Here is a 23,063-nt window from a genome sequence, read left to right on the forward strand (position 1 = left end):
CGCCTGCATGTCAGGCGCATTTTTTTGCGGGTGTCGTGCCTTTGACGTCGGCGTTACCGCTTGCCGTTGCGTCGCCGCGCGAGCCCCGGTCCGAACGCGAAACCGAACGCGAGCAGCAGCGCTGACACCGCGAGCACCGTGTTGTTGCCGCTCGTCACGTAAGGCGTGTTGCCCGAGGTGCCTTGCACGCTCACGTCGAGCGAACCGACCGTGTAGGGCGTCAGGCGCCCGATCACGCGGCCGTTCGCGTCGATCGCGGCGGTCATGCCGGTGTTGGTTGCGCGCAGCATCGGCCGGCCGGTTTCGAGCGAGCGCATGCGCGCGATCTGCAGATGCTGGTCGAGCGCGATCGTGTCGCCGAACCACGCGAGATTGGTCGAGTTGATCAGCACGCCAGCGGGCGTCGCATTCTCGCGCAGCGTGCGCGCGATCTCCTCGCCGAAGATGTCCTCGTAGCAGATGTTCACCGCGACCGGCTGGTTGTGCACCATGAACGGCTTTTGTACCGGCGGGCCGCGGAAGAAATCGCCGAGCGGAATGTTCATCAGGTTCACGAACCAGCGGAAGCCCCACGGCACGAATTCGCCGAACGGTACCAGATGGTGCTTGTCGTAGCGATAAATCTCGTGCGAGCCGGGCGTGACGCCGAACAGGCTGTTGGTGTAGTCGACCACCCGGCCGTCCGGCGTGATCGTGCCGCCGATCGCGCCGAACAGCAGCGCGCTGCCGGTCGAATCCGTGAAATGGCGGATCGCGGCCGCGAAGTTCGGCGGAAGCTGCTGCGCGAGCACGGGGATCGCGGTTTCCGGCGTGACGATCAGATCGGCCGGCTTCGACGTGATCATCTGCTGATACTCGTCGACCGCCGCGCGCAAGCCGGCTTCCTCGAACTTCATCTCCTGCTTCACGTTGCCTTGCAACAGCCGCACCGACAGCGGCGCGTTGGCGGGCGTGGTCCACTGCACGAGCGGCAGCACCAGGCCGATCACGAGCAGCGCGAGCGCGACGCCAGCAGGCACGACGATGGGGGCGATGCGCGTGCCGCGGCCCCGGGCGGCGCGACCGCCGGCGTCATCAGCGGGGCTGGCGTTCGGCTCGAGCGATTCATTCGCACGCCCGGAGCGCCACGACGCCAGCAGCGCCAGCAACGCCTGCACGATCAATGCGGCCGTCAGCGCAACCATCCAACCGACGCCATATACGCCGACCACCGGCGCGAACCCCGCCAACGGGCCGTCGACCTGCGCATAACCGGTGGCGAGCCACGGAAAGCCGGTGAACACCGTGCCGCGCAGCCATTCGCCGATCGCCCACGCGCTTGCAAAGGCGAGCGCGCCGTGCCAGGTCGGCGAGAATGGCGCGCGCTCGTCGGCCGCGCCGTTGCGCGCATGGCCCGCGCAGAACGACCACACCCCCGCGGCGAGCGCCGGATAGAGCGCGAGATACAGCGAAAACAGCACGAGCGCGGTGCCGGCGAGCGGTGCCGGCATGCCGCCGTAGTAGTGCATGCTCACATACAGCCACCAGACCCCGCTCACGAAGTTGCCGAAGCCGAACGCGCCGCCCGTCAGCGCGGCGCTTTTCCAGCCGGTGCTGCGCGTGAGCCACGCGAAGAACAACACGAAGATCGCGAGTTGCAGCCAGCCGCCATGCGGCGTCGGCGCGAACGACAGCGTATTGGCCGCGCCCGCGGCCAGTGCGACGAGGTAGTGCCAGCGCGGCAGCGCGCGGCTGCGCGTGCCGTCTTCGGTGGAAGCGGGGGCGGGGGCGCTCACGCCGCGGTGCGAACGGGAAGTGATCGGGTCGGCCATTGTTGCGCGGTCGGCGTGGGTAGTTGAAAGGGCAAATCAGTAGGCAAATGCGCCGGCAATGAAAGCGCGCGGGCGCTCAGGCCGTGCATCGGCCCGAGCCGCCGGCTCAGGTCTGCACGTGCTGTGACTCGCGCTCGCGCTGGCCCGCGAGCGGGTCGCGGCGCACCAGCAGCATGTGGATCTGGCGGGCGTCGCCGCGCAGGATCTCGAAGATCAGGTCGTCGAGGCGGACTTTCTCGCCCCGATGCGGCACCCGGCCGAAGTGATGCGTGACCAGCCCGCCGATCGTGTCGACTTCGTCGTCCGAATAATGCGTACCGAACGTGTCGTTGAACTGCTCGATCTCGGTCAGCGCGCGCACGCGGAAGTGTCCGTCCGGCGAAGCGATGATGTTGCCGCTCTCCTCGTCGAAATCGTATTCGTCCTCGATGTCGCCGACGATCTGCTCCAGTACGTCTTCGATCGTGATCAGGCCCGCGACGCCGCCGTACTCGTCGACGACCACCGCGAGGTGGTTGCGGTTCACTCGGAAGTCGTGCAGCAGCACGTTCAGCCGCTTCGACTCGGGGATGAACACGGCAGGGCGCAGCATGCCGCGTACGTCGAACTCTTCTTCGGCGTAGTAGCGCAGCAGATCTTTCGCGAGCAGCACGCCGATGATGTTGTCGCGATTGCCTTCGTAGACCGGATAGCGCGAATGCGCCTTGTCCAGCACGTAGGGGATGAATTCAGCGGGATTGTCCGCGATGTTGATCGCGTCCATTTGCGCGCGCGGCACCATGATGTCGCGTGCGCTCAGTTCCGACACCTGGAACACGCCTTCGATCATCGACAGCGAGTCGGCGTCGATCAGGTTGCGTTCGTGCGCGTCCTGCAGAATTTCCAGAAGTTCGGCGCGCGAGTCGGGCTCGGGCGAGATGAAGTCGGTCAGGCGCTCGAGCAGCGAGCGCTTTTCCTGCGGTTTGTCGAGTTGGCGTCCGGTATGGCGTCGACTGGGATACGTGTCGTTCATGGTAGTGCGCCCGGCGAGACTGGGCGCGCTGTTGCAGAGCGTTAAGGATACACCAGGCGCATGGCGGAACCGTGTCCCGCCGGGCCGGGCGATGAGCGAAGCCAGGGTGAAACGGCCCCGCCGCGACGGCGGAGCGTTGAATCATCCTAACCGATTACGCGGGCAAAAGCGCTCGCTGGCGAAAAAGTCGCGGGTGGGGTTTTCGCCGAGATGCCGCGGTTACACGGCCGGCTTGCAGCGCGCGAGCAGCGCTTCGAGCGCGCGGTCCGGCATGCCGCTTTCGCGCAGCGCGTGCACGGTGCGGCTCACGTAATCGAAGGTCGTGCCGTAGCGGCCGCTCGCGCAGCCCAGCACGGTCTGGATGATGTCGTCGCGCAGCTTGCCGGTGTAGCTCGGCACGTCGCGGCGCATCACGAATGTGAGCGCGTCGACGCGCCGGCCGTCCGCGAGCACGCACGGAAGCCACGCGGGACGGTACGAGCCCATCGGCATTTCGCGGCGCCACAGTGCTTCGAGATGCGGCCTCGAGCCATCGGCCGCGAGCCGGAAGGCCATCCCGGTGCACGAGCCGCCCCGATCGAGCGCGAGCACGAGGCCGGGCTGCTCTGGCGTGCCGCGATTGACTCGCGACCACAGATAGAGGCCGCGGTGATAGCCGTGCACCTTCGAGCGCATCGCCTCGACGGTCGGCAGGCCCGGGTTCCAGATCAGCGAGCCATAGCCGAACAGCCACAGATCGCTTTGGCGGTCCCAGCCGCGCAACGTGGATTCGAGCGACGCGCGCAGTTCGTCGTCCGTCAGGAGCCGCGAGTCGCCGGAGCACCGGCGGGTAGTCCGGACAGCGGACGGGGACATCGGCTTCGGGGGACGGAGTGCTCACGGTGGGTTCGGTCGGGCTGGCGTCGAGGAGGGGCGGAACGCCTATTGGTAAGGGTCCGGAAAGCCGAGCTTGCCGAGGATTTCGGTTTCGATCGCTTCCATTTCCTCGGCTTCTTCTTCGACCTCGTGGTCGTAGCCCTGTGCATGCAGCGTGCCGTGCACAAGCAGGTGCGCGTAATGCGCGGCGAGCGGCTTGCCCTGCTCGGCGGCTTCCTTCTCGACCACCGGGCAGCACAGAATCAGATCGCCCGTGACCGGATCATCTTCCGATTCGGCATAGGCGAAGGTCAGCACGTTGGTCGCGTAATCCTTGCCGCGATAGGTGCGATTCAGCGTGCGGCCTTCTTCGGCGTCGACGAACCGAACCGTCAGTTCGCCGTCCGCGAACAGCGCCGCCTTGATCCAGCCGGCCACCGTCGCGCGCGGCAGCAGCGCCTTGTGTTCCGGCCAGGCTTTGGCGGCGGGGAATTGCAGGCTCAACGTCAGTTTCGGGGTGCGGCTCATGCGATTTCTATGCGTGGCATTCCTGGCTCAGTCGTTTTTTTTGCGGCGAGGCGGCGAGGCGACGCGGGCCTCGCGCTGCGAAGCGCATCGCTTTAGCGCGGATCGACCGCGGCCTGCGACTTCTGCGCATGCGCATCGTACGCCTCCACAATTCGCGCGACCAGCGGATGCCGCACCACATCCGCGCTCGTGAAACGCGTGAGCGCGATGCCGCGCACGTCCGCGAGCACCTGCTGCGCTTCGATCAGCCCGCTCTTCTGGCCGCGCGGCAGGTCGACCTGGGTCGTGTCGCCGGTGACGACCGCCTTCGAGCCGAAGCCGATTCGCGTGAGGAACATCTTCATCTGCTCGGGCGTGGTGTTCTGCGCCTCGTCGAGGATGATGAACGCATGATTCAGCGTGCGGCCGCGCATGTATGCGAGCGGCGCGATTTCGATCATCTGCCGCTCGAACATCTTCGCGGTTTTGTCGAAGCCGAGCAGGTCGTACAGCGCGTCGTAGAGCGGGCGCAGATACGGATCGACTTTCTGCGCGAGATCGCCCGGCAAAAAGCCGAGCCGCTCGCCCGCCTCGACCGCCGGACGCGTCAGCACGATGCGCTTGACCTGGTCGCGCTCGAGCGCGTCGACCGCGCAGGCCACCGCGAGGTAGGTCTTGCCGGTGCCGGCCGGGCCGACGCCGAACGTGACGTCGTACGACACGATCTGCTTCAGGTACTCGCGCTGCGCCGGCGTGCGGCCGCGCAGATCCGCGCGTCGCGTGTACAGCTTCGGGCCGTATTCCTCGAAGTCGTCCTCGCTCGCATTGGCGTCGGCGGGCTGGTCGAACGGGTGATCGGGATTGCCGGCGAAGTGCGCGTCGACGGTGTCGCCATTGCCGTTGCCATTCGGGCGATGACGCGCCGGATGGCGCACTTCGACGAGCGCGAGCTGGATGTCGTCGACCGACAAAGGCTCGCGCGCGTTGTTGTAGAAGTTTTCGAGCGCGGTGAGCGCGAGTTTCGCGCCGCGCCCGCGGATCGCGATGCGGTGGCCGCGGCGCTGCAGGGTTACGTCGAGCGCCTGCTCGATCTGCCGCAGATTTTCGTCGAGCGGTCCGCAGAGGTTGGCGAGCCGCGCATTATCTTCGCGCGGTGCGGTGAATTCCAGATGCTGCTGAGTGGTCTTCAAGGCGGTGAGTCGATCCTGTCGGTTGCGGTACTCAGAATGTCGTTCAGTGCGTCGTCGCGGCGCTGTCGTCGTGAACCATCACGAGTTCACCACGCAGCGAGTGCGGATACGCGTGCACGATCTTCACGTCGACCATCTGACCGATCAGCCGTGCATGCGACGCGACCGGCGCCGGGAAATTGACGACGCGGTTGTTCCCGGTGCGGCCCGCGAGCTCGTTCGGGTCCTTGCGCGCCGGGCGCTCGACCAGAATGCGTTCGACCTTGCCGACCATCGCGTCGCTGATGCGCTGCACGTTCTCTTCGATCGTGGCCTGCAGATGTTGCAGGCGCTTGAGCTTCACCTCGCGCGGCGTGTCGTCGTGCAGGTTCGCGGCCGGCGTACCGGGACGCGGGCTGTAGATGAACGAGAAGCTCGTGTCGTACTTCATCTCTTCGACGAGCGCCATCATCTTCGCGAAGTCTTCCTCGGTCTCGCCGGGGAAGCCGACGATCATGTCCGTCGACAGCGACAGGTCCGGGCGGATCGCGCGCAGCTTGCGGATCACCGATTTGTACTCGAGCACGGTGTAGCCGCGCTTCATCGCCATCAGGATGCGGTCGGAGCCGTGCTGCACCGGCAGATGCAGGTGGCTGACGAGCTTCGGCACCTTCGCATAGGTGTCGATCAGGCGCTGCGTGAACTCCTTCGGATGCGACGTCGTGTAGCGGATCCGTTCGATGCCGGGAATGTCCGCGACGTATTCGATCAGCGTCGCGAAGTCGGCGATCTCGGTCGAACCCACGGTCAGCGTTCCACGATAAGCGTTGACGTTCTGGCCGAGCAGCGTGACTTCGCGCACGCCCTGTTCGGCGAGACCGGCGATTTCGGTCAGCACGTCGTCGAGCGGACGCGACACTTCCTCGCCGCGCGTGTACGGTACGACGCAGTAGCTGCAGTACTTGCTGCAGCCTTCCATGATCGACACGAACGCGCTCGGACCTTCGACGCGCGCCGGCGGCAGGTAATCGAACTTCTCGATTTCGGGAAACGAAATGTCGACCTGCGCGCGGCCGCTCGCGCGGCGCTCGTCGATCATCTGCGGCAGGCGGTGCAGCGTTTGCGGACCGAACACGATATCGACGTACGGCGCGCGCGCGACGATCGATGCGCCTTCCTGACTCGCCACGCAGCCACCCACGCCAATGATCAGATTCGGATTCGCGTCCTTCAGCTCGCGTACGCGGCCGAGGTCGGAGAAGACTTTTTCCTGCGCCTTTTCGCGCACCGAGCAGGTATTGAACAGGATCACGTCGGCGTCTTCCGGCGTGTCGGTCTTGACGAGTCCTTCAGCGGCACCGAGCACGTCGACCATCTTGTCGGAGTCGTACTCGTTCATCTGGCAGCCAAAGGTCTTTACATAAACTTTCTTGGTCATCGAATTTCGCCGGTCGCAGTGGTTAACCTGGGGGCGTCGTAAAAAGGTGAAGGAGGCCGCCGCGCGGGACAGCGCGGCGCGTGATGGCCAGCTTGCGCGTGTCCTTGCAGCGTAACTGCATATTATAGCCCTTCACGCAACGGGGGTTTCGGCGCTCATTGGCCGGTCCGGCGGCAGTCCCAGCAGGCTTTCCAGTTCATCCGACACCTGCGCGAAGCGCTCGGCGAGGAAATCGAGCAGCACGCGCACGCGCGGCGCCATGAAGCGGTTGCGGTGATACAGCGCGTGCAGCGGGGCATCGGGGTAGCGCCATTCCGGCAGCAGGATCTTCAGGCGACCGGCGCGCAGGTCCGCTTCCACGTCCCACATCGATTTGATCGCGATGCCGTAGCCGCGCAGCGCCCATTCGCGCGCGACCGCGCCGTCGTTGGTTTCGCGCGCCGCTTCGAACGGCACGCTGTAGTGCTGCACCTCGTCACCGCGCGTGAAGCGCCATTCGCTGGCCGGCCCCGATGCGGTGCCGAGCACGATGCAGTCGAAATTGGCGAGGTCGAGCGGGTCCTTCGGCTCGCCGCGACGCCCGACGTATTCCGGTGATGCGCACAGCACCCGCCGGTTCGGCGCGAGCCGGCGCGCGACCAGCGAGCTGTCCTGTGGCACGCCGAAGCGGATCGCCAGATCGATGTCCTCCTGCACGAGATTGGCCAGCGCATCCGACAGCGTCAACGCGAACGTCACGTCCGGGTACCGCGCGTTGAATTCGTCGAGCCAGTGCATCAGCAGGTTGCGGCCGAAGTCCGAGGTCGCCGACACCCGCACCTTGCCGCGCACGACGCCCTGGCCCGCTTGCAGCGCGGCTTCGGCGTCGTCCAGCGATTGCAGCGCCTGGCGACAGCAGTTCAGGTAGAGGCGGCCTTCGTCGGTGAGCCGTAGCTGCCGCGTGGTGCGCTCGAACAGGCGCGCTTTGAGCCTCGCTTCCAGTTTCGCGAGCCGCGCGCTCGCCGCGGCGGGTGTCAGGCCCATCTTGCGGCCCGCCGCCGACAGGCTGCCTTGCTGCGCCGCTTCGACGAAGAGGCGGATGTCGCCGAGGTTATCCATCGCTGGCTTTCAAGCAGAATTTGAAAATGCTTCAAATGCTACGCCAATTATCAAATTGGCGTCACGCCGCGACAATCCAGCCGTTGAAACTCCGCTGCTGTCCTTCGCCATGCAACTCGATCACGCGACCATCGTCACCGCGCCAGGCCTATCAACCCAAATCCTGATCCCATCATTCCCGGAGCGGAAAAATGCCCATTCCATTACTCGCGCTCGCGATTAGCGCCTTCGCCATCGGTACGACCGAATTCGTCATCATGGGCCTGTTGCCCGAAGTGGCGCGCGATCTGGCCGTGTCGATCCCGTCCGCTGGCCTGCTCGTCAGCGGCTATGCGCTCGGCGTCGCGGTCGGCGCGCCACTGCTCGCGGTAGTCACGAGCAGGATGTCGCGCAAGTTCGCGCTGCAGCTGCTGATGGGCGTGTTCATCGTCGGCAATGTGTTGTGCGCGGTGGCGCCGGGCTATTCGGTGCTGATGATCGCGCGCGTCGTGACCTCGTTCGCGCACGGCTCGTTCTTCGGCATCGGCGCGGTGGTCGCGGCCTCGCTCGTGCCGGCCGAAAAGCGCGCGAGCGCGATCGCGCTGATGTTCACGGGCCTAACGCTCGCGAACGTGCTCGGCGTGCCGTTCGGCACCTTCATCGGCCAGCAGTTCGGCTGGCGCGCGGCGTTCTGGATCGTCAGCGGCTTCGGCGTGCTGTCGCTCGCGGGCATCAGCGCGCTGGTGCCGAACCGCCACGACACCGGTCCCGCCGGCCTCGCCAACGAAGTGCGCGTGCTGAAGGACCCGCAAGTTTGGACCGCCCTCGCGATGACGGTGCTCGGCTTCGGGGGTGTGTTTGTCGTGTTCACCTATATCGCGCCGATCCTCGAGCAGGTGAGCGGTTTTTCGCCGCGCGGCGTGACGCTGATCCTCGTGCTGTTCGGCGTGGGCCTGACGGTCGGCAACATGATCGGCGGCAAGCTTGCGGACCGCGCGCTGATGCCCTCGCTGATAGGCATTCTCGCCGCGCTCGCGGTCGTGATGGCGATCTTCGCGCGCACCAGCCATTCGCAAGCGGCTGCCGCGATTACGGTGTTCGTGTGGGGCATCGCGGCGTTCGCGACGGTGCCGCCGCTGCAGATGCGTGTGGTCGCGAAGGCGGCCGCCGCGCCGAATCTCGCGTCGACGCTGAACATCGGCGCGTTCAACGTCGGCAATGCGGCGGGTGCGTGGCTCGGCGGTCTCGTGATCAATCACGGTCACGCGCTCGATACCTTGCCGTGGGTCGCGGCCGCGGTCAGCGTCGCCGCGCTGCTGCTGACGTGGTTCGCGGCGCGCATGGATGCGCCGGCGCGCACGCTCGCGCAAAGCGCGTGAATCGTCAGTTGCTTGCCTCCGCCATGCTGATAACAGTGTGAAGATAACTTCGTTGGGTGCGACGAAAGCCGATGCTATCTTGCTTCCACTTACTGCTCTTGCGCCGCCTGGCGGCGCTCTGGAGGCCAATATGCATTCCCCGCTCGCGCTGGTCCGCGATTCGTCGGCCGATGCCGATACCGATGCGGCGGCGCGCTCCGCCGAACCCTTCGATGCGCTCGAACAGTTGGTCGGCGTGAATCTGGCGCGGCTGCGCGCCGAACGGCAGCTTTCGCTCGATGCGCTGGCGCGCGCGTCAGGCGTGTCGCGCGCGATGCTCGCGCAGATCGAGTCGGCGCGCAGCGTGCCGTCGATCAAGGTGCTGTGCAAGGTGGCGGCGGCGCTGAAGGTGTCGGTGGCGGCGTTCCTGCGGCGTCACGCGACCAACGGCTTCGAGCATCTGCCGGCCGAGCGCTCGGCCCGCGTGGTCAGCGCGAACGGTCGCTACTCTGTGCGGCCGCTGCATCCCGACGACGAGTCGATCGCCGCCGAGTTTCACGAACTGCGGATCGCCCCGCTGCATACCGAAGCGGGCGTGCGCCGCGCGCCTGGCACGACGGTGAATCTGGTGGTCAGCGACGGTACGCTCGAAGTCAGCGTGCACGACCAGCGTCAACTGCTCGCGACCGGCGACGCGATCGTGTTCGACGCCGACCAGCCGCACAGCCTGCGCAATCCCGGCGACACCGAGGCGCGCGCGTTTCGCGTGACGCTGCGGGCTGAGACGCCGCCGCGCTGGGAAGTGCCGCCCGCCGGCGCGGCACGCGACGAAGCCGCGCGCGAAGGCGTGCCGGGTTGAGAATCGACGGCGTCCGAGGTTCAAGCGCGGGTCAGGGCGTTGATGCAGGTCCAATGCAGTGAGTAGGGTCTTTGTTCGTCGCGCTGCAGCGCTCGCGCGACTGTTGTATGCTTCGCCCGCCGGTCGAACCGGCAATCAGTGCGTCTTCAGGGCGGGGTGAAATTCCCCACCGGCGGTAGGCCGGCAGCGCGACAGCGTGAGCCGGCAAGCCCGCGAGCGCCCGCATCGCTTAGCCTTCGGAATAGTGGAGACAGCGGCGGGGTCAGCAGATCTGGTCAGAAGCCAGAGCCGACGGTCATAGTCCGGATGGAAGAAGATGTGCAGACAGTCATGTGCGTTCCGCGACGCCGCCTGTAGCCGGGTGGCGTATCAGCGTCCGCTTTCGCGCGGTGCCTGGGCGGCGCGTGTCAGTCTGTTTGCAATGCCCTGAAACGTTTCTCGCCCAACTTTTGCGATGAGCGTTTCAACCATGTCCTTTGCTACTTTTCCCGCTCCGACGATTGCAGACGATGCCTTCGCCGATCTCCCGCTGCTTGCCACCGAAGCCGTTCCGCCGCGTATCGCCGCCGCCTTGCAGGCGCTGCGCGAGGGCCGCGCCGTGGTGCTGCAGGACGACCACGACCGCGAGAACGAAGCCGATCTGATCGTCGCGGCCGAGCGCCTGTCGGTCGAAACGATGGCGCTGCTGATCCGGGAATGCAGCGGCATCGTCTGCCTGTGCCTGCCCGACGACAAGATCCGCGCGCTCGAACTGCCGCCGATGGCCGTCAACAACGAAAGCCGTCACGGCACCGCGTTCACGGTATCGATCGAAGCGCGCGAAGGCGTCAGCACCGGCGTGTCCGCGCAGGATCGCGTGACCACGATCCGCGCCGCGATCGCCGATACGGCCAAACCCGCCGACATCGTGCGCCCCGGCCACGTGTTCCCGCTGCGCGCGATGCCGGGCGGCGTGCTGGCGCGGCGCGGCCACACCGAAGGCACCGTCGATCTGGCGATTCTCGCGGGCCTGAAGCCGGCCGGCGTGCTGTGCGAACTGATGAACGCCGACGGCACGATGACGCGCGGCGCGGACGTCGAGCGCTTCGCCGCGCAACATGATCTGCCGATGCTGACGATCGCCGAGCTGGTCGAGTTTCGCGCATCGCTCGCGCAGGTGCGCGAGGGCGCGACGGCCGAGGCTTGACGGGCCATCCATCGAGCGGCACGCGACGCCATGACGCAAAAAGCCGGTTCTTCTTCCGAAGAACCGGCTTTTTTATCGGCGTTGCGCAAAACCGCTACGACTGCACGTCGCCGAATTCGCCGCGCACGCCTGCCTCGATGAGCGCCGGCAGTTCATCCATATGCCTGGTGATTCGCGTGATACCCATCGCGCGCAGCGCATCCGCGTAGCCGTCCGGAATATGGCTCGCGCCGACGAACGCGATCGTCTTCATGCCTGCCGCGCGCGCCGCGTTCAACCCCGCGACGCTGTCCTCGACGACGAGGCAACGCGCCGGCTCGACGCCAAGCCTCGTGGCCGCGAACAGATAGACGTCCGGATACGGCTTCGGCCGCGCGACCTGCTCGGCGCTGAACACGCGCTCGCCGAAAATCTGCTGCAGACCCGCGCGCCGTACCGATGCGGCGACGCGCGACATACGGCTGTTCGACACGACCGCTGCCGGCAGCGTCACGCGTTGCAGCGCGTCGCGCACGCCGTGGATCGGACCGAGCGACGCGGCGAGCGCGAGTTCGACGTTGTGCTCGATCGTGTCGAGGAAGTTCACAGGCAGCGTGATGTCGAACCGCGTTTCGAGGCCGGCGAAAAAGCGCGAGGTTTGCTGTCCGAACGCGGTTTTGACGACGGGGGCGAAATCGATGCCGGGGAAGGTGGCCGTCAGCGTGTCGAACATCACGCGATCGGCGATGACTTCACTGTCGACGAGCACGCCGTCGCAGTCACAGATGAGGTGGTCGATCATGCCTGAAAAACGGTAAGCGCAAAGCGCGCGGGCGGCGGGTTGCGGTCCCGCGCGCCGGGACGAAAAGCGTCATCATACGTGCTTTCGGACCACGTCCTTTTGGGGTTCTGCGCCCGCGGCCTTACGGCGTATCGGCCCAGGCCTTCGCCGCGCGGATCGCGCGCTGCCAGCCATCGAGGCAGGTCCTGACCTCCGCATGCGGTAGCGCCGGCGTGAAGCGGTGCTCGAGCTTCCACTGGCTTTTCAACTCGTCGATGTCCTTCCAGTAACCCACCGCAAGACCGGCCAGATAGGCGGCGCCGAGTGCGGTCGTCTCGGACACCTGGGGGCGCACCGTGTCGACGCCGAGGATGTCGGCCTGGAACTGCATCAGCAGATTGTTCGCGCAGGCGCCGCCATCCACGCGCAACTCGCCGATGCGAATGCCCGAGTCGGCTTCCATCGCCTTCAGCACATCGAGCGATTGATAGGCGATCGAATCGAGCGCCGCGCGCGCGATATGCGCGGAGGTCGTGCCGCGCGTGACGCCGAACAGCGTGCCGCGCGCATGCGGATTCCAGTGCGGCGCGCCGAGGCCGGCGAAGGCGGGCACGAGATACACGCCGTCGCAATGCGGCACGCCGCGCGCGAGCGTTTCGATTTCCGCCGCGTTCCTGATGATGCCGAGGCCGTCGCGCAGCCACTGCACCACGGCGCCGCCGATGAAGATGCTGCCTTCGAGCGCGTAGTCGATACGCTCGCCGATCTGCCAGGCGATCGTCGTGACGAGATTGTTCTTCGATTCGATCGGTTTGGCGCCCGTGTTCATAACCAGGAAGCAGCCGGTGCCGTAGGTGTTCTTGACCATGCCGGACTCGGTGCACATCTGGCCGAACAGCGCGGCGTGCTGATCGCCGGCGATGCCCGCGAGTGGAATCTTCGACGCGAACACGGTGGTCACCGTCGGTCCATACACCTCCGACGACGGCCGTACTTCCGGCAGCATGCTGCGCGGAATGTCGAGCGCGGCGAGCAGTTCGTCGTCCCACTTCAGGGTGTGGATGTTGAACAGCATCGTGCGCGATGCATTGGTCACGTCGGTGACGTGCAGCGCGCCCTTCGTGAAATTCCACATCAGCCAGCTGTCGACGGTGCCGAACGCGAGCCGGCCCTGACGCGCTTTTTCGCGCGCGCCTTCGACGTTGTCGAGAATCCAGCGGATTTTGGTCGCCGAGAAATACGAGTCGATCGGCAAGCCGGTCTTCGCGCGCACGCTCGCTTCGAGACCCTGCGCTTTCAGGTCGTCGCAGAAGTCGGCGGTGCGGCGGTCCTGCCAGACGATCGCGTTGTAGATCGGGTGGCCGGTTTCGCGATCCCACACGATCGTGGTTTCGCGCTGGTTCGTGATGCCGATCGCCGCGATCGACGTGCCGTTCATGCCGGCTCGCGTGACCGCTTCGGCGGCGACGCCGGCCTGCGTCGACCAGATTTCCTGCGGATCGTGCTCGACCCAGCCCGGGTGCGGGTAGATCTGCTGGAATTCCTTTTGTGCGGTCGACACGACGTTGCCGCGCCGGTCGAACAGCATCGCGCGCGAGCTGGTGGTGCCTTGGTCAAGCGCGAGAACGTACTGATCCAGCATTGTCTCTTCTCCATGCATGTTACGGATCGCCGGATTGCTTACCGGCGATGCGGGCGGCGTGTTGTTGTGAGCGGGCCGCCATAATGTGAGGGCGCGTGCCGATGTCGTCGAGCCGAAGCTGCGGTGGGGCCGGCCCCGGGACCCGCGGACGGCGTGCGCCGTTTCTACGGGCTCGCGCCGTTTGCTTCACCCGGCATTGGCGCCGCGTTGTGTTTGCCGCCGCTTTTGTCGGGGAATGCCAGTTTGCCTGGCCGGGCCGCCTACGCGCTCTGCCGGGCCGGTTCGTGCGCGAACCACGCGTCGATATCGCGCGTAACCTCATCGAGCGTGCCCGGCTCGACGTGCAGGCCGAGCTTCGAGCGCCGCCACAGCACGTCCTGCGCGGTGCGGGCCCATTCGGTATCGCGCAGATAAACCAGCTCGGCTTCGTGCAGTCCCGGCGCGAACTCGCGACCGAGTTCGGCGCGCGAGCGCGCGAGGCCGATCACGCGATTCGCGCGCGTGCCATACGCGCGCGCGAGCCGATGCGCGAGCGACGCCGGCAGCCACGCATGCTCGCGCGAGAACTCACCGAGGAAGCGATTGAAGTTCGCCTGTGCGATGTCGCCGCCCGGCAGCGGCGCGTCGACGGTCCACGCGGACCCGCCGTGGCGCAGCGCGTCGGTGAGCGTATCGACGGCCTGCTCGGCGAGCTTGCGAAACGTCGTGATCTTGCCGCCGAACACCGACAGCAGCGGCGCCTGTTCCGCGGGCGCGTCGAGTTCGAGCGAGTAGTCGCGCGTGACCGCCGACGGATTGTCCGCGTTCTCGTCCTCCAGCAGCGGGCGTACGCCCGAATAGCTCCAGCGCACGTCGGCCGGCGAGATCTTCTGCCTGAAGTAGCGGTTGATCGAATCGCACAGATACTGCGTTTCGTTGGCGTCGATCGCGACTTGCGACGGGTCGCCGCGATATTCGAGGTCGGTGGTGCCGATCAGCGTGTAGTCGTGCTCGTAGGGAATCGCGAAGATGATCCGCTTATCGGCGTTCTGGAAGATGTACGCGTGGTCGTGCTCGAACAGGCGCCGCGTGACGATGTGGCTGCCCTTGACGAGCCGCACGCTATGCGACGATGGCCGGCCGAGCGCGCCCTTCAGCAATTCGCCGACCCACGGGCCCGCCGCGTTCGCGATCGCGGCGGCGCGCACGTCGAGCGTCGTGCCGTCCGCGCGTTGCAGTTGCGCGCGCCACTCGCCGCCGGCGCGCTCTGCGTTGACCAGCTTCGTGCGCGTGAGGATCGTCGCGCCGCGCTCGTGCGCGTCGAGCGCGTTCAGGACGACGAGGCGCGCGTCGTTGACCCAGCCGTCCGAATAAACGAAGCCGCGCTTGATCGTTTCGACGAGCGGCGCGCCGGCCGGATGCCGGCTCATCACGATGCCGCGCGAGCCCGGCAGCAACTCGCGTTTGGCCAGATGGTCGTATAGGAACAGACCCGCGCGGATCAGCCAGGCAGGGCGCAGATCCGGCATATGCGGCATCACGAAGCGCAGCGGCCAGATGATGTGCGGCGCCGCGCGCAGCAGCGTCTCGCGCTCCTGCAGCGCCTTGCGCACGAGCCCGAACTCGCGGTACTCGAGGTAGCGCAGGCCGCCGTGGATCAGCTTGGTACTCGCCGACGAGGTGTGCGCGGCCAGATCGTCCTGCTCGCACAGCAGCACCGCCAGGCCGCGGCCGGCCGCGTCGCGGGCGATGCCGGCGCCGTTGATCCCGCCACCGACGACGAGCAAATCGTATTTCGTGCCTTGCGTCACCTGCTGAGCCTCTGCATCGAATCTGGGAGTAAGTTGGGAAACGAATTGAATGAATCATGTTCGATTTCGAACTTTAATGAACATATTCGAAAAAGTAAAGTTCGCTTGGACCCGAGCAAGCCTGGGTCGAATGGCACGGGAGTGGCGCAATACGCGACCGCGGACGATACTCTCGGCAGCAGCCATTTCGAGGTGATGTATGCGTGGACTTTTGATGATCGGCGCGGCCGCGCTTCTGGCGGGATGCGTGAGTACGCCGAGTCTGGAAGGGACGAGGGGCGCAACGTCGTTCGAGGCGTTGCAGAAGATGTGCTCGCCGCAAACCGTCGCCTACGGCAGCGACGCGCAGATCGTCTATGAGACGTTCTTCGATGCCTATGTGGCGAACCGGCGCGGCCGGCTGTCGAACGACGACTTCTGCGCGTTCCAGGCATCGATCGCGCAGCGCCATGCGAGCGAGGCGACGAGCAGCGACCCGAAGGTGCGCAACCAGTGGGTCGAGTTCTTCAACGAGCAGCGCGCAAGGGCGATCAGCTGGCGTGCGAGTGCCGATCCGACCTTGCGTAACGGGTAAGCGGCAGCGGCTCGACCGGCGAGCCTTACTCTCGCGCCGCCCGCCCGGCGCACCGGTTCACTTGTGCGGCGCCAACGCTCCGCGCCACAGCATGCGCAAAATCTGCGCGAACACGGCTTCACGTGATGGCTGCGGCGGCCCGTCGCCTGCGGAATCGGCCTGTTGCGCCGTCGACGGCGGTAGCTGGTTCGCGAGCGCGAGCATCGTGAAGCCGTGCAGGCTCGTCCAGTACGCATAGCCGATCAGGCGCGGATCGCCTTCGAGAATACCCGCCTCGACGAGCCGCTCGAAGTGCGCTTCCAGCAGACGCCACGCGCGCTGGGACGCCGCGGCCAGTTCAGGGTAAGCGCCTTGCTGTTGCGGCGTCTGATCGAACATCAAACGGTAGGCGTGCGGTTCATCGAGCGCGAAGTCGACGTAGGCCCGGCTGACGGCGCTGTGATCGATGGCGGGGGCGTTCGCGGGGATGCCGCGCGCGGCCGCTTCGAGGCGCGCGGCGAAGCGGTTGAACGCGGCGGCGCGGACCATCGCCAGAATTTCTTCCTTGTCGCGGAAATAGCGATACGGTGTCATCGCGCTGCAGCCGAGCTCCTTCGCCAGCTCGCGCATCGTCACGCCTTGCGCGCCGCGAGTTGCAAATGCGTTTTCGGCGACGCGTCGCATGGCTTCGCGAAACTGCTGGATGTCGTCGGCGGAGAGCGTCTTGGGCATGCGCGAGGGCGGGAAGTCCGTCGCGTGAATTTACTGTGTAAATGAGATGCGCACAACAAAGGGCCGCGAATGCAGCGCGCTGTCAGGGGAATTGAACGATACGAGCCCCGGCAGTCGCGAGCGAAGCGCGCGGCGCATCCGCCAAGGCGGCGCGGATACGCCGCCAACGGCTCTCGGATCGAACGACAGGGAATCTCAGGAAAAACGTTTGATGGCCCGCAATGCGGTGTCGCCGGTTTCGGTCACGCGCCATTCTTCGTTGCCCGATGCGAGGCGCTCGAGTTGCACCAGTTGGCGTTCGAGCAACGCATCGAGTTCTTCTCGGCCCATTTCGACCTGGTTGGGGGCGTCCTTGACTAGCAACAACGTGGCGAATTCATGCGGACTCAGCATCGTTCTCTCCATGTCAGCAAATTGCGGACAACCTTGCAGTCGACCGGCAGGCCGGGGCGGGGTCCGCTAAAGGATCAGTGCGGGAGGTACGGCTTACACGACAGATTCACACAACCGACGCGGTGCGAAACTCGCAACGCACGTTGGGGAACTGGAGTGTAGGCGAGCACCGATGAAACGCCAACCCGGTCCCCGTAAATTTTCCATTTGACAATTGGACGCGCGATAGGCGGTCCGGCCCCGCGGCCAAATTCATGATTTCACGCGAGGTTTTGCGTGCGCCGCAGCATGGCGGAGATCGCCTGTAATTATCCGGCGATATAGATTTGACAATTCGCGGCGTTCAGCGCCTCGGCCATGTCCGCGGGCGGCGCGGCGTCGGTGAACAACGCGTCGATCTGCTCCAGATGTCCCTGGCGAACTAGCGCCGGGCGGCCAAACTTGGAGTGATCGGCGGCGAGGAACACGGTGCGTGCGTGCTGGATGATCGCCTCGGCGACACGCACTTCACGCGTGTCGAAATCGCGCAGCGTACCGTCCGTTTCGATGCTCGACGTGCCGATAATCGCGAAATCGACTTTGAACTGCCGGATGAAGTCGATCGCCAATTCACCGACGATGCCCTTATCCCACGGCCGCACGATGCCCCCCGTCACCAGCACTTCGCAATCCGGGTAGCCGCTCATCATGCTCGCGACGTTCAGATTGTTCGTGATCACGCGCAGTTCACGGTGACGGTTCAGCGCGCGTGCCACTTCCTCGGTGGTCGTGCCGAGGTTGATGAAGAGCGATGCCTGATCGGGAATGTGAGTGGCGACTAGCGCCGCGATGCGTCTTTTCTCTTCATGAAACATGCGCTGGCGCGCGGTGTAGGAGACGTTCTCGGAACTGGTCGGCAGACTGGCGCCGCCGTGATAGCGGCGCAGCAGATTCATATCGGCGAGCCAGTTGACGTCGCGGCGGATCGTCTGCGGGGTGACGTCGAAGTGGCTCGCGAGGTCGTCCACGGTCACGAAGCCGTCGCGTTGCACCCACTCCAGCAATTCCTGTTGCCGGGCGTTGAGAGTCAGGCGGGGGTCTCGTGTCATGTGTCTCGTGTGGTGGCTGTCGTGGCGGCGTGCTCCGTCGCGATCATCGAGCGACTGGCAGGAAGCCCGCCGTCGACGAATGCGATTGCGGCTATTGTAAGACCATCGCGCCCCATGTCCGCCAACTGGCGCAATCCGCTGGAACTCGCCGCGAACGCTCTGAACCTGCTCGAACCTTCATTCAGACGAAATATGCATTTATTCATTTGATAAATGAATTTGTTTTTTGGCGCGCTTCGCGATGCAATCCGGGGTTCCGCGATTTACCTGCCTTACAACTTTTCCCATGATGTCCGGCGACTTTTTCGTGCCGGCCCGCGCTTTCGAGAGTGTTCGACATGACTGGCTTCAGCAACTGGCAAAACCCTTATCCGACGCAACGTCTGCCCGTATTCGCACGCAATATCGTTTCGACCTCGCATCCGCTCGCGGCGCAGGCCGGGCTGCGCATGTTGTGGAAGGGCGGCAATGCAGTGGACGCGGCCATCGCGGCCGCCGCAGCGATCACAGTGGTCGAGCCGGTGTCGTGCGGCCTGGGCGGCGATGCGTTCGCGCTCGTGTGGGACGGCAAGAAGCTGCATGGTCTGAACGCGTCGGGCGTGTCGCCGGCTGCGTGGAACGTCGATTACTTCAAGCGCAAATACGGCGAGGAAAACGGCTTCGCGAAACAGCCGAAGCGTGGCTGGGACGCCGTCACGGTGCCGGGCGTGATCGCCGGTTGGGAAGCGCTGCACCAGAAGTTCGGCAAGCTGCCGTTCGCCGACCTGATGGAGCCGGCCATCGAGATCGCCGAGCGCGGTCACGCGGTGGCGAGCATCGTCGCGTACAAATGGGCGGCCGCGGTGCCGGAACTGAGGGATCAGCCGGGCTTCGCGCAGACCTTCATGCCGCGCGGCCGCGCGCCTGAGGTCAGCGAGCTGGTGCGCTTCCCCGGTCACGCGAAGACGCTGCGCCTGATCGCCGAGCAGGGCCCGCGCGCGTACTACGAAGGCGAGATCGCCGAGCGGATCGCCGCGTTCGCACGCGAAGGCGGCGCCGCGCTGAGCGCCGACGATCTCCGAAACTACCGCGCGGACTGGGTCGAGCCGATCGGCAAGGACTATCGCGGCTACACCGTGCATGAGATTCCGCCGAACGGCCAGGGCATCGCGGCGCTGGTTGCGCTCGGCATCCTCGAGAAGTTCGACGTGAAGTCGCTGAAGGTCGACAGCGTCGAGTCGCAGCATCTGCAGATCGAAGCGATGAAGCTCGCGTTTGCCGACCTGTATCGCTATGTGGCCGATCCGCGGTCGATGGAAGTCACGCCCGAGCAGATGCTAGACGACGCGTACCTGAGCTCGCGCGCCAAGCTGATCGATCCGAAGCGGGCGACGCACTTCGACTTCGGCATGCCGAAGGCGGGCGGCACCATCTACATGTCGGCCGCGGATGAGAGCGGCATGATGGTCAGCTTCATCCAGTCGAACTACATGGGCTTCGGCTCGGGCGTGGTGGTGCCGGACAGCGGCATCGCGCTGCAGAACCGCGGCTGCGGCTTCTCGATGGATCCGAAGTCGCCGAACGTCGTCGAAGGCGGCAAGCGGCCGTTCCACACGATCATCCCGGCGTTCCTCACCCAGCAGGTGAACGGCCAGCAGGAAGCGGTGATGAGCTTCGGCGTGATGGGCGGCGACATGCAGCCGCAAGGCCATCTGCAAACTGTGGTGCGCATGCTCGACTACGGTCAGCAGCCGCAGGCCGCGTGCGACGCGCCGCGCTGGAAGGTCAACCGCGACTTCACGGTCGATATCGAGTCGACGCTCGATCCAAAGACCACCGAGGGCCTGCAGAAGCTCGGCCACACGATCAAGTCGGTCGACGATCCGTACATGGACTTCGGCTCCGGCCAGTTCATCTGGAAACTCGATCGCAACGAGCCGGAGCGCGGCTACGTCGCAGCCAGCGACAGCCGCCGCGACGGTCTCGCCGCCGGCTTCTAGGCCACGACGAGGCAACGCCCGGGGCCGAGGTCCGCACGGGGACTCAGGTCCGACACCCGGGTAACACGTAACGAACGCGCGGCATGCCGTATGCCGCGCTATTGCGCGCCCGCCAGCCGCCTCGCTGGCCCAGGCGGTGCCGCACCTACGACAGCTATCACGCAGCAGACAGGCAGGAGACCATCATGAACACCCCCGCGTCGCACTCGACGACCGCTTCCCCCCACGCCGCGCCGCTTTCGAAAGCGATGGTGCGGCGGATCGTTTTCTCGTCGTCGATCGGTAACGCGCTCGAGTGGTTCGACTTCCTGGTCTACGGCTACTTCGCGACGATCATCGCGAAACAGTTCTTCCCGATGCAGGACGAGTGGCTGTCGACGCTGCTCGCGATCGCCACTTTCGGCCTCTCGTTCCTGATGCGCCCGCTCGGCGCGATCGTGCTCGGCGTGTACGGCGACCGCAAGGGCCGCAAGGCGGCGCTCACGCTCGCGATCGCGCTGATGATGGTCGGTACTTTCACGATGGCCGTGATGCCGCCGTTTTCGACGATCGGTCTCGCCGCGCCGCTGCTGGTGCTGCTGGCGCGGCTCGTGCAGGGCTTCGCGGTCGGCGGCGAGTTCGGCAGCGCGACCGCGTTCATGGTCGAGCACAGCGCGACCCGGCGCGGCTACTACGCGAGCTGGCAGTTTGCGAGCCAGGGTCTCGCGGCGATCACCGCGGCGGCCTTCGGTTCGCTGTTGACCGCGTGGCTGCCGGCCGAGCATCTGAACAGCTGGGGCTGGCGTGTGCCGTTCGTGTTCGGTCTGCTGGTCGGGCCAGTTGGCTACTACATCCGCTCGCATCTCGACGAGACGCCCGAATTCCTCGCATTGCGTGAAGAGCGCGCGGCTCGCGAGGCGACTGGCGAGCACAACGTCGTCAGCGGAACGAAGGACGCGTCGTTCTCGAATCAGTGGGTCAACCTGTTGCTCGCGATCGGCATGGTTGCGCAGTCGACGGTCGGCGTGTACGTGCTGCAGCTCTACATGCCGCTTTACGCGGTCAAGCAGCTGCATATGGCGGCGGCTGCGTCGTTCGGCGTGGTCGTGCTGAACGGCGGCATGCAGTTCATCTTCTCGCCGATCATGGGCGCGCTGTCCGATCGCATCGGCCGAATTCGCATCATGCTGAGCACGTCGATCCTGATGGGCCTGCTGATCTATCCGATGTTCGCATGGCTGCAGACACATCCGACGATTGGCTGGCTGCTCGTGCTGCAAGGCGTCGCCGGTATTTTCAAGGCCTCGTACTCGGGGCCGATGCCCGCGCTGATGTCGGAGATCTTCCCGACCCAGGTGCGCTCGACTGGCCTTTCAATCGGTTACAGCATCGGCGTGACGATCTTCGGCGGTTTCGCGCCGACCATCGTCGAAACCTTCATTCATTTGACCGGCGACAAACTCGCGCCAAGTTATTACGTCCTGCTTGCGGCGGTGCTCTCGGGCCTATCGCTGATCATCGTCGCGCTGCGCATGCGTCGCGTGCGTCCCATCGCGGGCGAAGTCCAGCCTGCCTGAGGGAGAGAGGCCTCGCCTGGAGGGCCCGCCCGTGTCCCCAACCCTGCCGGGTCTGATGTCTGTCCGAAAAGCCAGCCTTTTGGGCGGGCTTTTTTTTTTGCCTTGCGCACATGTTTTAACACGTTGGAAGATTTCGACTATCTTGAAATCGGAACTGCGTCGATGCGGCATGGTCTGTGCTGTGTGATCTGCATGGTCGGATATCTCCGGCTACCATGCAGAGTACAAGGGCCCAACTCTAATTCACGGCGTTGTATCCGACACGCAGAAACATCACGGCGAGCGCGGTGGCAGTTGCAAAGAACTCCACGGGTCGGTACAGCATGGGAGCAAGACACGATGCACACAGAGCTGAACCATGTCATGCCCTGGCGGATCGAAGACATCGATCTGACGCGCATTGACCGTCAGAAGGCCGCGGCCAACGAGGACCTGCTGCTGTTGCTGTGCGCGGCTTCGTTCATCGAAAGCGGCACCGATCTCTACACCAGCAATCTGAGTACATTTTTCAACGACGACCCTGAGGTCTCGGCCTGGCTCAACCACGAGTGGGAGCCCGAGGAAATGCAGCACGGCCGGGCGCTGAAGACCTATATCGCGTATGTATGGCCCGAGTTCGACTGGGACACCGCGTTCCGCAATTTCATGGGCGAGTATTCGCTCACGTGCTCGGTCGAGGATTTCGAAAAGACCCGCGCGCTGGAGATGGTCGCGCGTTGCGTAGTCGAAACGGGTACCGCGACGCTGTACCGCGCGATCAACGAGTGCTCGGACGAAGCGGTGCTCAAGCAGATCACCGACAACATCCGCACCGACGAAGTCCGTCACTACAAGCACTTTTTCAGGTACTTCAAGAAGTACAACCGGATCGAGGGCAACGGTCGGCTCGCGGTGCTCGGCGCGTTGATGCGTCGCGTGATGGAGATCAAGAACGAAGATTCGGAGATCGCGTTGCGGCACGTGTTCGCGATTCGCTATCCGGAGCGCGTGCACGACTCCGCGTATAACCGCGAGCGCGCGGCGCGCATCAACAAGCTGGTGCGCCGCAATCTGTCCGCCGACATGTGCGTGAAGATGCTGCTCAAGCCACTCGATCTGCCGGCGCGCATTCAGCCGGGCGTGCACTATCCGCTCGCGAAGATCACGCAACACGTATTCTTTCGCTGAGCTATCGATCGTTGCGCGAGGCATCGGCTGAATGCAACTGCGACGACCTGACGAAGCGAACCGGAGCCCGCTCATGCGGGCTTTGGTTTTTTCGAGGCATGATGGAGCTTTACCGACTACTTCGACTGGAT

19 protein-coding genes, 1 pseudogene and 1 riboswitch are annotated in these 23,063 nt (G+C 65.3%); of the genes and pseudogenes, 7 read left to right on the top strand and 13 right to left on the bottom strand.

Translation table 11 applies throughout. The features are described from left to right. Window positions 1-53: 53 nt before the first annotated feature. From lnt to OKW44_RS32605, 7 genes and pseudogenes are all read right to left on the bottom strand, one after another. Complete coding sequence (gene lnt, locus OKW44_RS32575; RefSeq protein WP_018421768.1) at window positions 54-1,811, bottom strand: apolipoprotein N-acyltransferase; 1,758 nt, start codon at window positions 1,809-1,811, stop codon at window positions 54-56. A gap of 106 nt (window positions 1,812-1,917) precedes the next feature. Beyond that, complete coding sequence (locus OKW44_RS32580) at window positions 1,918-2,823, bottom strand: CorC family transporter (protein ID WP_018421767.1); 906 nt, start codon at window positions 2,821-2,823, stop codon at window positions 1,918-1,920. Between the two features lie 219 nt (window positions 2,824-3,042). After that, window positions 3,043-3,703, bottom strand: a pseudogene (locus OKW44_RS32585) (gamma-glutamylcyclotransferase). 41 nt (window positions 3,704-3,744) lie between these two features. Next, window positions 3,745-4,206 carry an rRNA maturation RNase YbeY gene (ybeY, locus tag OKW44_RS32590; RefSeq protein ID WP_018421765.1) on the bottom strand — a complete coding sequence of 154 codons (462 nt, stop codon included), beginning with the start codon at window positions 4,204-4,206 and terminating at the stop codon, window positions 3,745-3,747. A 92-nt stretch (window positions 4,207-4,298) separates the two neighbouring features. Further along, window positions 4,299-5,375 carry a PhoH family protein gene (locus tag OKW44_RS32595; RefSeq protein ID WP_018421764.1) on the bottom strand — a complete coding sequence of 359 codons (1,077 nt, stop codon included), beginning with the start codon at window positions 5,373-5,375 and terminating at the stop codon, window positions 4,299-4,301. A 43-nt stretch (window positions 5,376-5,418) separates the two neighbouring features. Beyond that, entirely contained in the window at window positions 5,419-6,792 is a 1,374-nt protein-coding gene (miaB, locus tag OKW44_RS32600; protein ID WP_018421763.1) for a tRNA (N6-isopentenyl adenosine(37)-C2)-methylthiotransferase MiaB, read from the bottom strand. 132 nt (window positions 6,793-6,924) lie between these two features. Beyond that, entirely contained in the window at window positions 6,925-7,890 is a 966-nt protein-coding gene (locus OKW44_RS32605; RefSeq protein ID WP_018421762.1) for a LysR family transcriptional regulator, read from the bottom strand. A gap of 191 nt (window positions 7,891-8,081) precedes the next feature. On the opposite strand from OKW44_RS32605, the gene OKW44_RS32610 reads away from it, so the two are divergent. From OKW44_RS32610 to ribB, 3 genes are all read left to right on the top strand, one after another. Next, the gene (locus OKW44_RS32610; RefSeq protein ID WP_018421761.1) at window positions 8,082-9,248 is read left to right on the top strand and encodes an MFS transporter; all 1,167 of its coding nucleotides are present in this window, start codon (window positions 8,082-8,084) and stop codon (window positions 9,246-9,248) included. A gap of 130 nt (window positions 9,249-9,378) precedes the next feature. Continuing rightward, the gene (locus OKW44_RS32615; protein WP_018421760.1) at window positions 9,379-10,086 is read left to right on the top strand and encodes a helix-turn-helix domain-containing protein; all 708 of its coding nucleotides are present in this window, start codon (window positions 9,379-9,381) and stop codon (window positions 10,084-10,086) included. A gap of 138 nt (window positions 10,087-10,224) precedes the next feature. After that, window positions 10,225-10,408, top strand: a riboswitch (FMN riboswitch). A gap of 147 nt (window positions 10,409-10,555) precedes the next feature. Further along, window positions 10,556-11,272 (top strand): 3,4-dihydroxy-2-butanone-4-phosphate synthase, encoded by a 717-nt coding sequence (ribB, locus tag OKW44_RS32620; protein ID WP_018421759.1) that lies wholly within the window; start codon window positions 10,556-10,558, stop codon window positions 11,270-11,272. Window positions 11,273-11,366: 94 nt separating this feature from the next. On the opposite strand, the gene OKW44_RS32625 is transcribed toward ribB, so the two are convergent. From OKW44_RS32625 to glpD, 3 genes are all read right to left on the bottom strand, one after another. Then, window positions 11,367-12,053, bottom strand: a complete 687-nt coding sequence (locus OKW44_RS32625; RefSeq protein WP_018421758.1) for an HAD family hydrolase — start codon at window positions 12,051-12,053, stop codon at window positions 11,367-11,369. 121 nt (window positions 12,054-12,174) lie between these two features. Further along, window positions 12,175-13,674: a glycerol kinase GlpK gene (gene glpK, locus OKW44_RS32630; RefSeq protein ID WP_018421757.1), complete on the bottom strand. Its 1,500-nt coding sequence runs from the start codon at window positions 13,672-13,674 to the stop codon at window positions 12,175-12,177. A gap of 260 nt (window positions 13,675-13,934) precedes the next feature. Next, window positions 13,935-15,464, bottom strand: a complete 1,530-nt coding sequence (gene glpD, locus OKW44_RS32635; RefSeq protein WP_018421756.1) for a glycerol-3-phosphate dehydrogenase — start codon at window positions 15,462-15,464, stop codon at window positions 13,935-13,937. 199 nt (window positions 15,465-15,663) lie between these two features. Here glpD and OKW44_RS32640 point away from each other — a divergent pair, with 199 nt between their 5' ends. Then, window positions 15,664-16,038: a hypothetical protein gene (locus OKW44_RS32640; protein ID WP_018421755.1), complete on the top strand. Its 375-nt coding sequence runs from the start codon at window positions 15,664-15,666 to the stop codon at window positions 16,036-16,038. Window positions 16,039-16,095: 57 nt separating this feature from the next. Here the strand turns inward: OKW44_RS32640 and OKW44_RS32645 are convergent, their stop codons facing one another. The 3 genes from OKW44_RS32645 to OKW44_RS32655 form a co-directional block, all read right to left on the bottom strand. After that, complete coding sequence (locus tag OKW44_RS32645) at window positions 16,096-16,749, bottom strand: TetR/AcrR family transcriptional regulator (protein ID WP_018421754.1); 654 nt, start codon at window positions 16,747-16,749, stop codon at window positions 16,096-16,098. A gap of 195 nt (window positions 16,750-16,944) precedes the next feature. Further along, the gene (locus OKW44_RS32650; protein WP_018421753.1) at window positions 16,945-17,142 is read right to left on the bottom strand and encodes a hypothetical protein; all 198 of its coding nucleotides are present in this window, start codon (window positions 17,140-17,142) and stop codon (window positions 16,945-16,947) included. Window positions 17,143-17,450: 308 nt separating this feature from the next. Further along, entirely contained in the window at window positions 17,451-18,230 is a 780-nt protein-coding gene (locus OKW44_RS32655) for a DeoR/GlpR family DNA-binding transcription regulator (RefSeq protein WP_026226032.1), read from the bottom strand. A gap of 338 nt (window positions 18,231-18,568) precedes the next feature. Here OKW44_RS32655 and ggt point away from each other — a divergent pair, with 338 nt between their 5' ends. From ggt to OKW44_RS32670, 3 genes are all read left to right on the top strand, one after another. Next, a complete protein-coding gene (gene ggt, locus OKW44_RS32660) occupies window positions 18,569-20,209 on the top strand; it encodes a gamma-glutamyltransferase (RefSeq protein ID WP_018421751.1) in 1,641 nt (546 codons plus the stop codon). A gap of 185 nt (window positions 20,210-20,394) precedes the next feature. Continuing rightward, window positions 20,395-21,765, top strand: a complete 1,371-nt coding sequence (locus OKW44_RS32665) for an MFS transporter (RefSeq protein WP_018421750.1) — start codon at window positions 20,395-20,397, stop codon at window positions 21,763-21,765. A 339-nt stretch (window positions 21,766-22,104) separates the two neighbouring features. After that, complete coding sequence (locus OKW44_RS32670; RefSeq protein WP_026226031.1) at window positions 22,105-22,932, top strand: ferritin-like domain-containing protein; 828 nt, start codon at window positions 22,105-22,107, stop codon at window positions 22,930-22,932. Window positions 22,933-23,063: the final 131 nt, after the last annotated feature.

Source organism: Paraburkholderia lebeckiae, from assembly GCF_050436325.1.
In the GTDB taxonomy this organism is placed as follows: domain Bacteria; phylum Pseudomonadota; class Gammaproteobacteria; order Burkholderiales; family Burkholderiaceae; genus Paraburkholderia; species Paraburkholderia tuberum.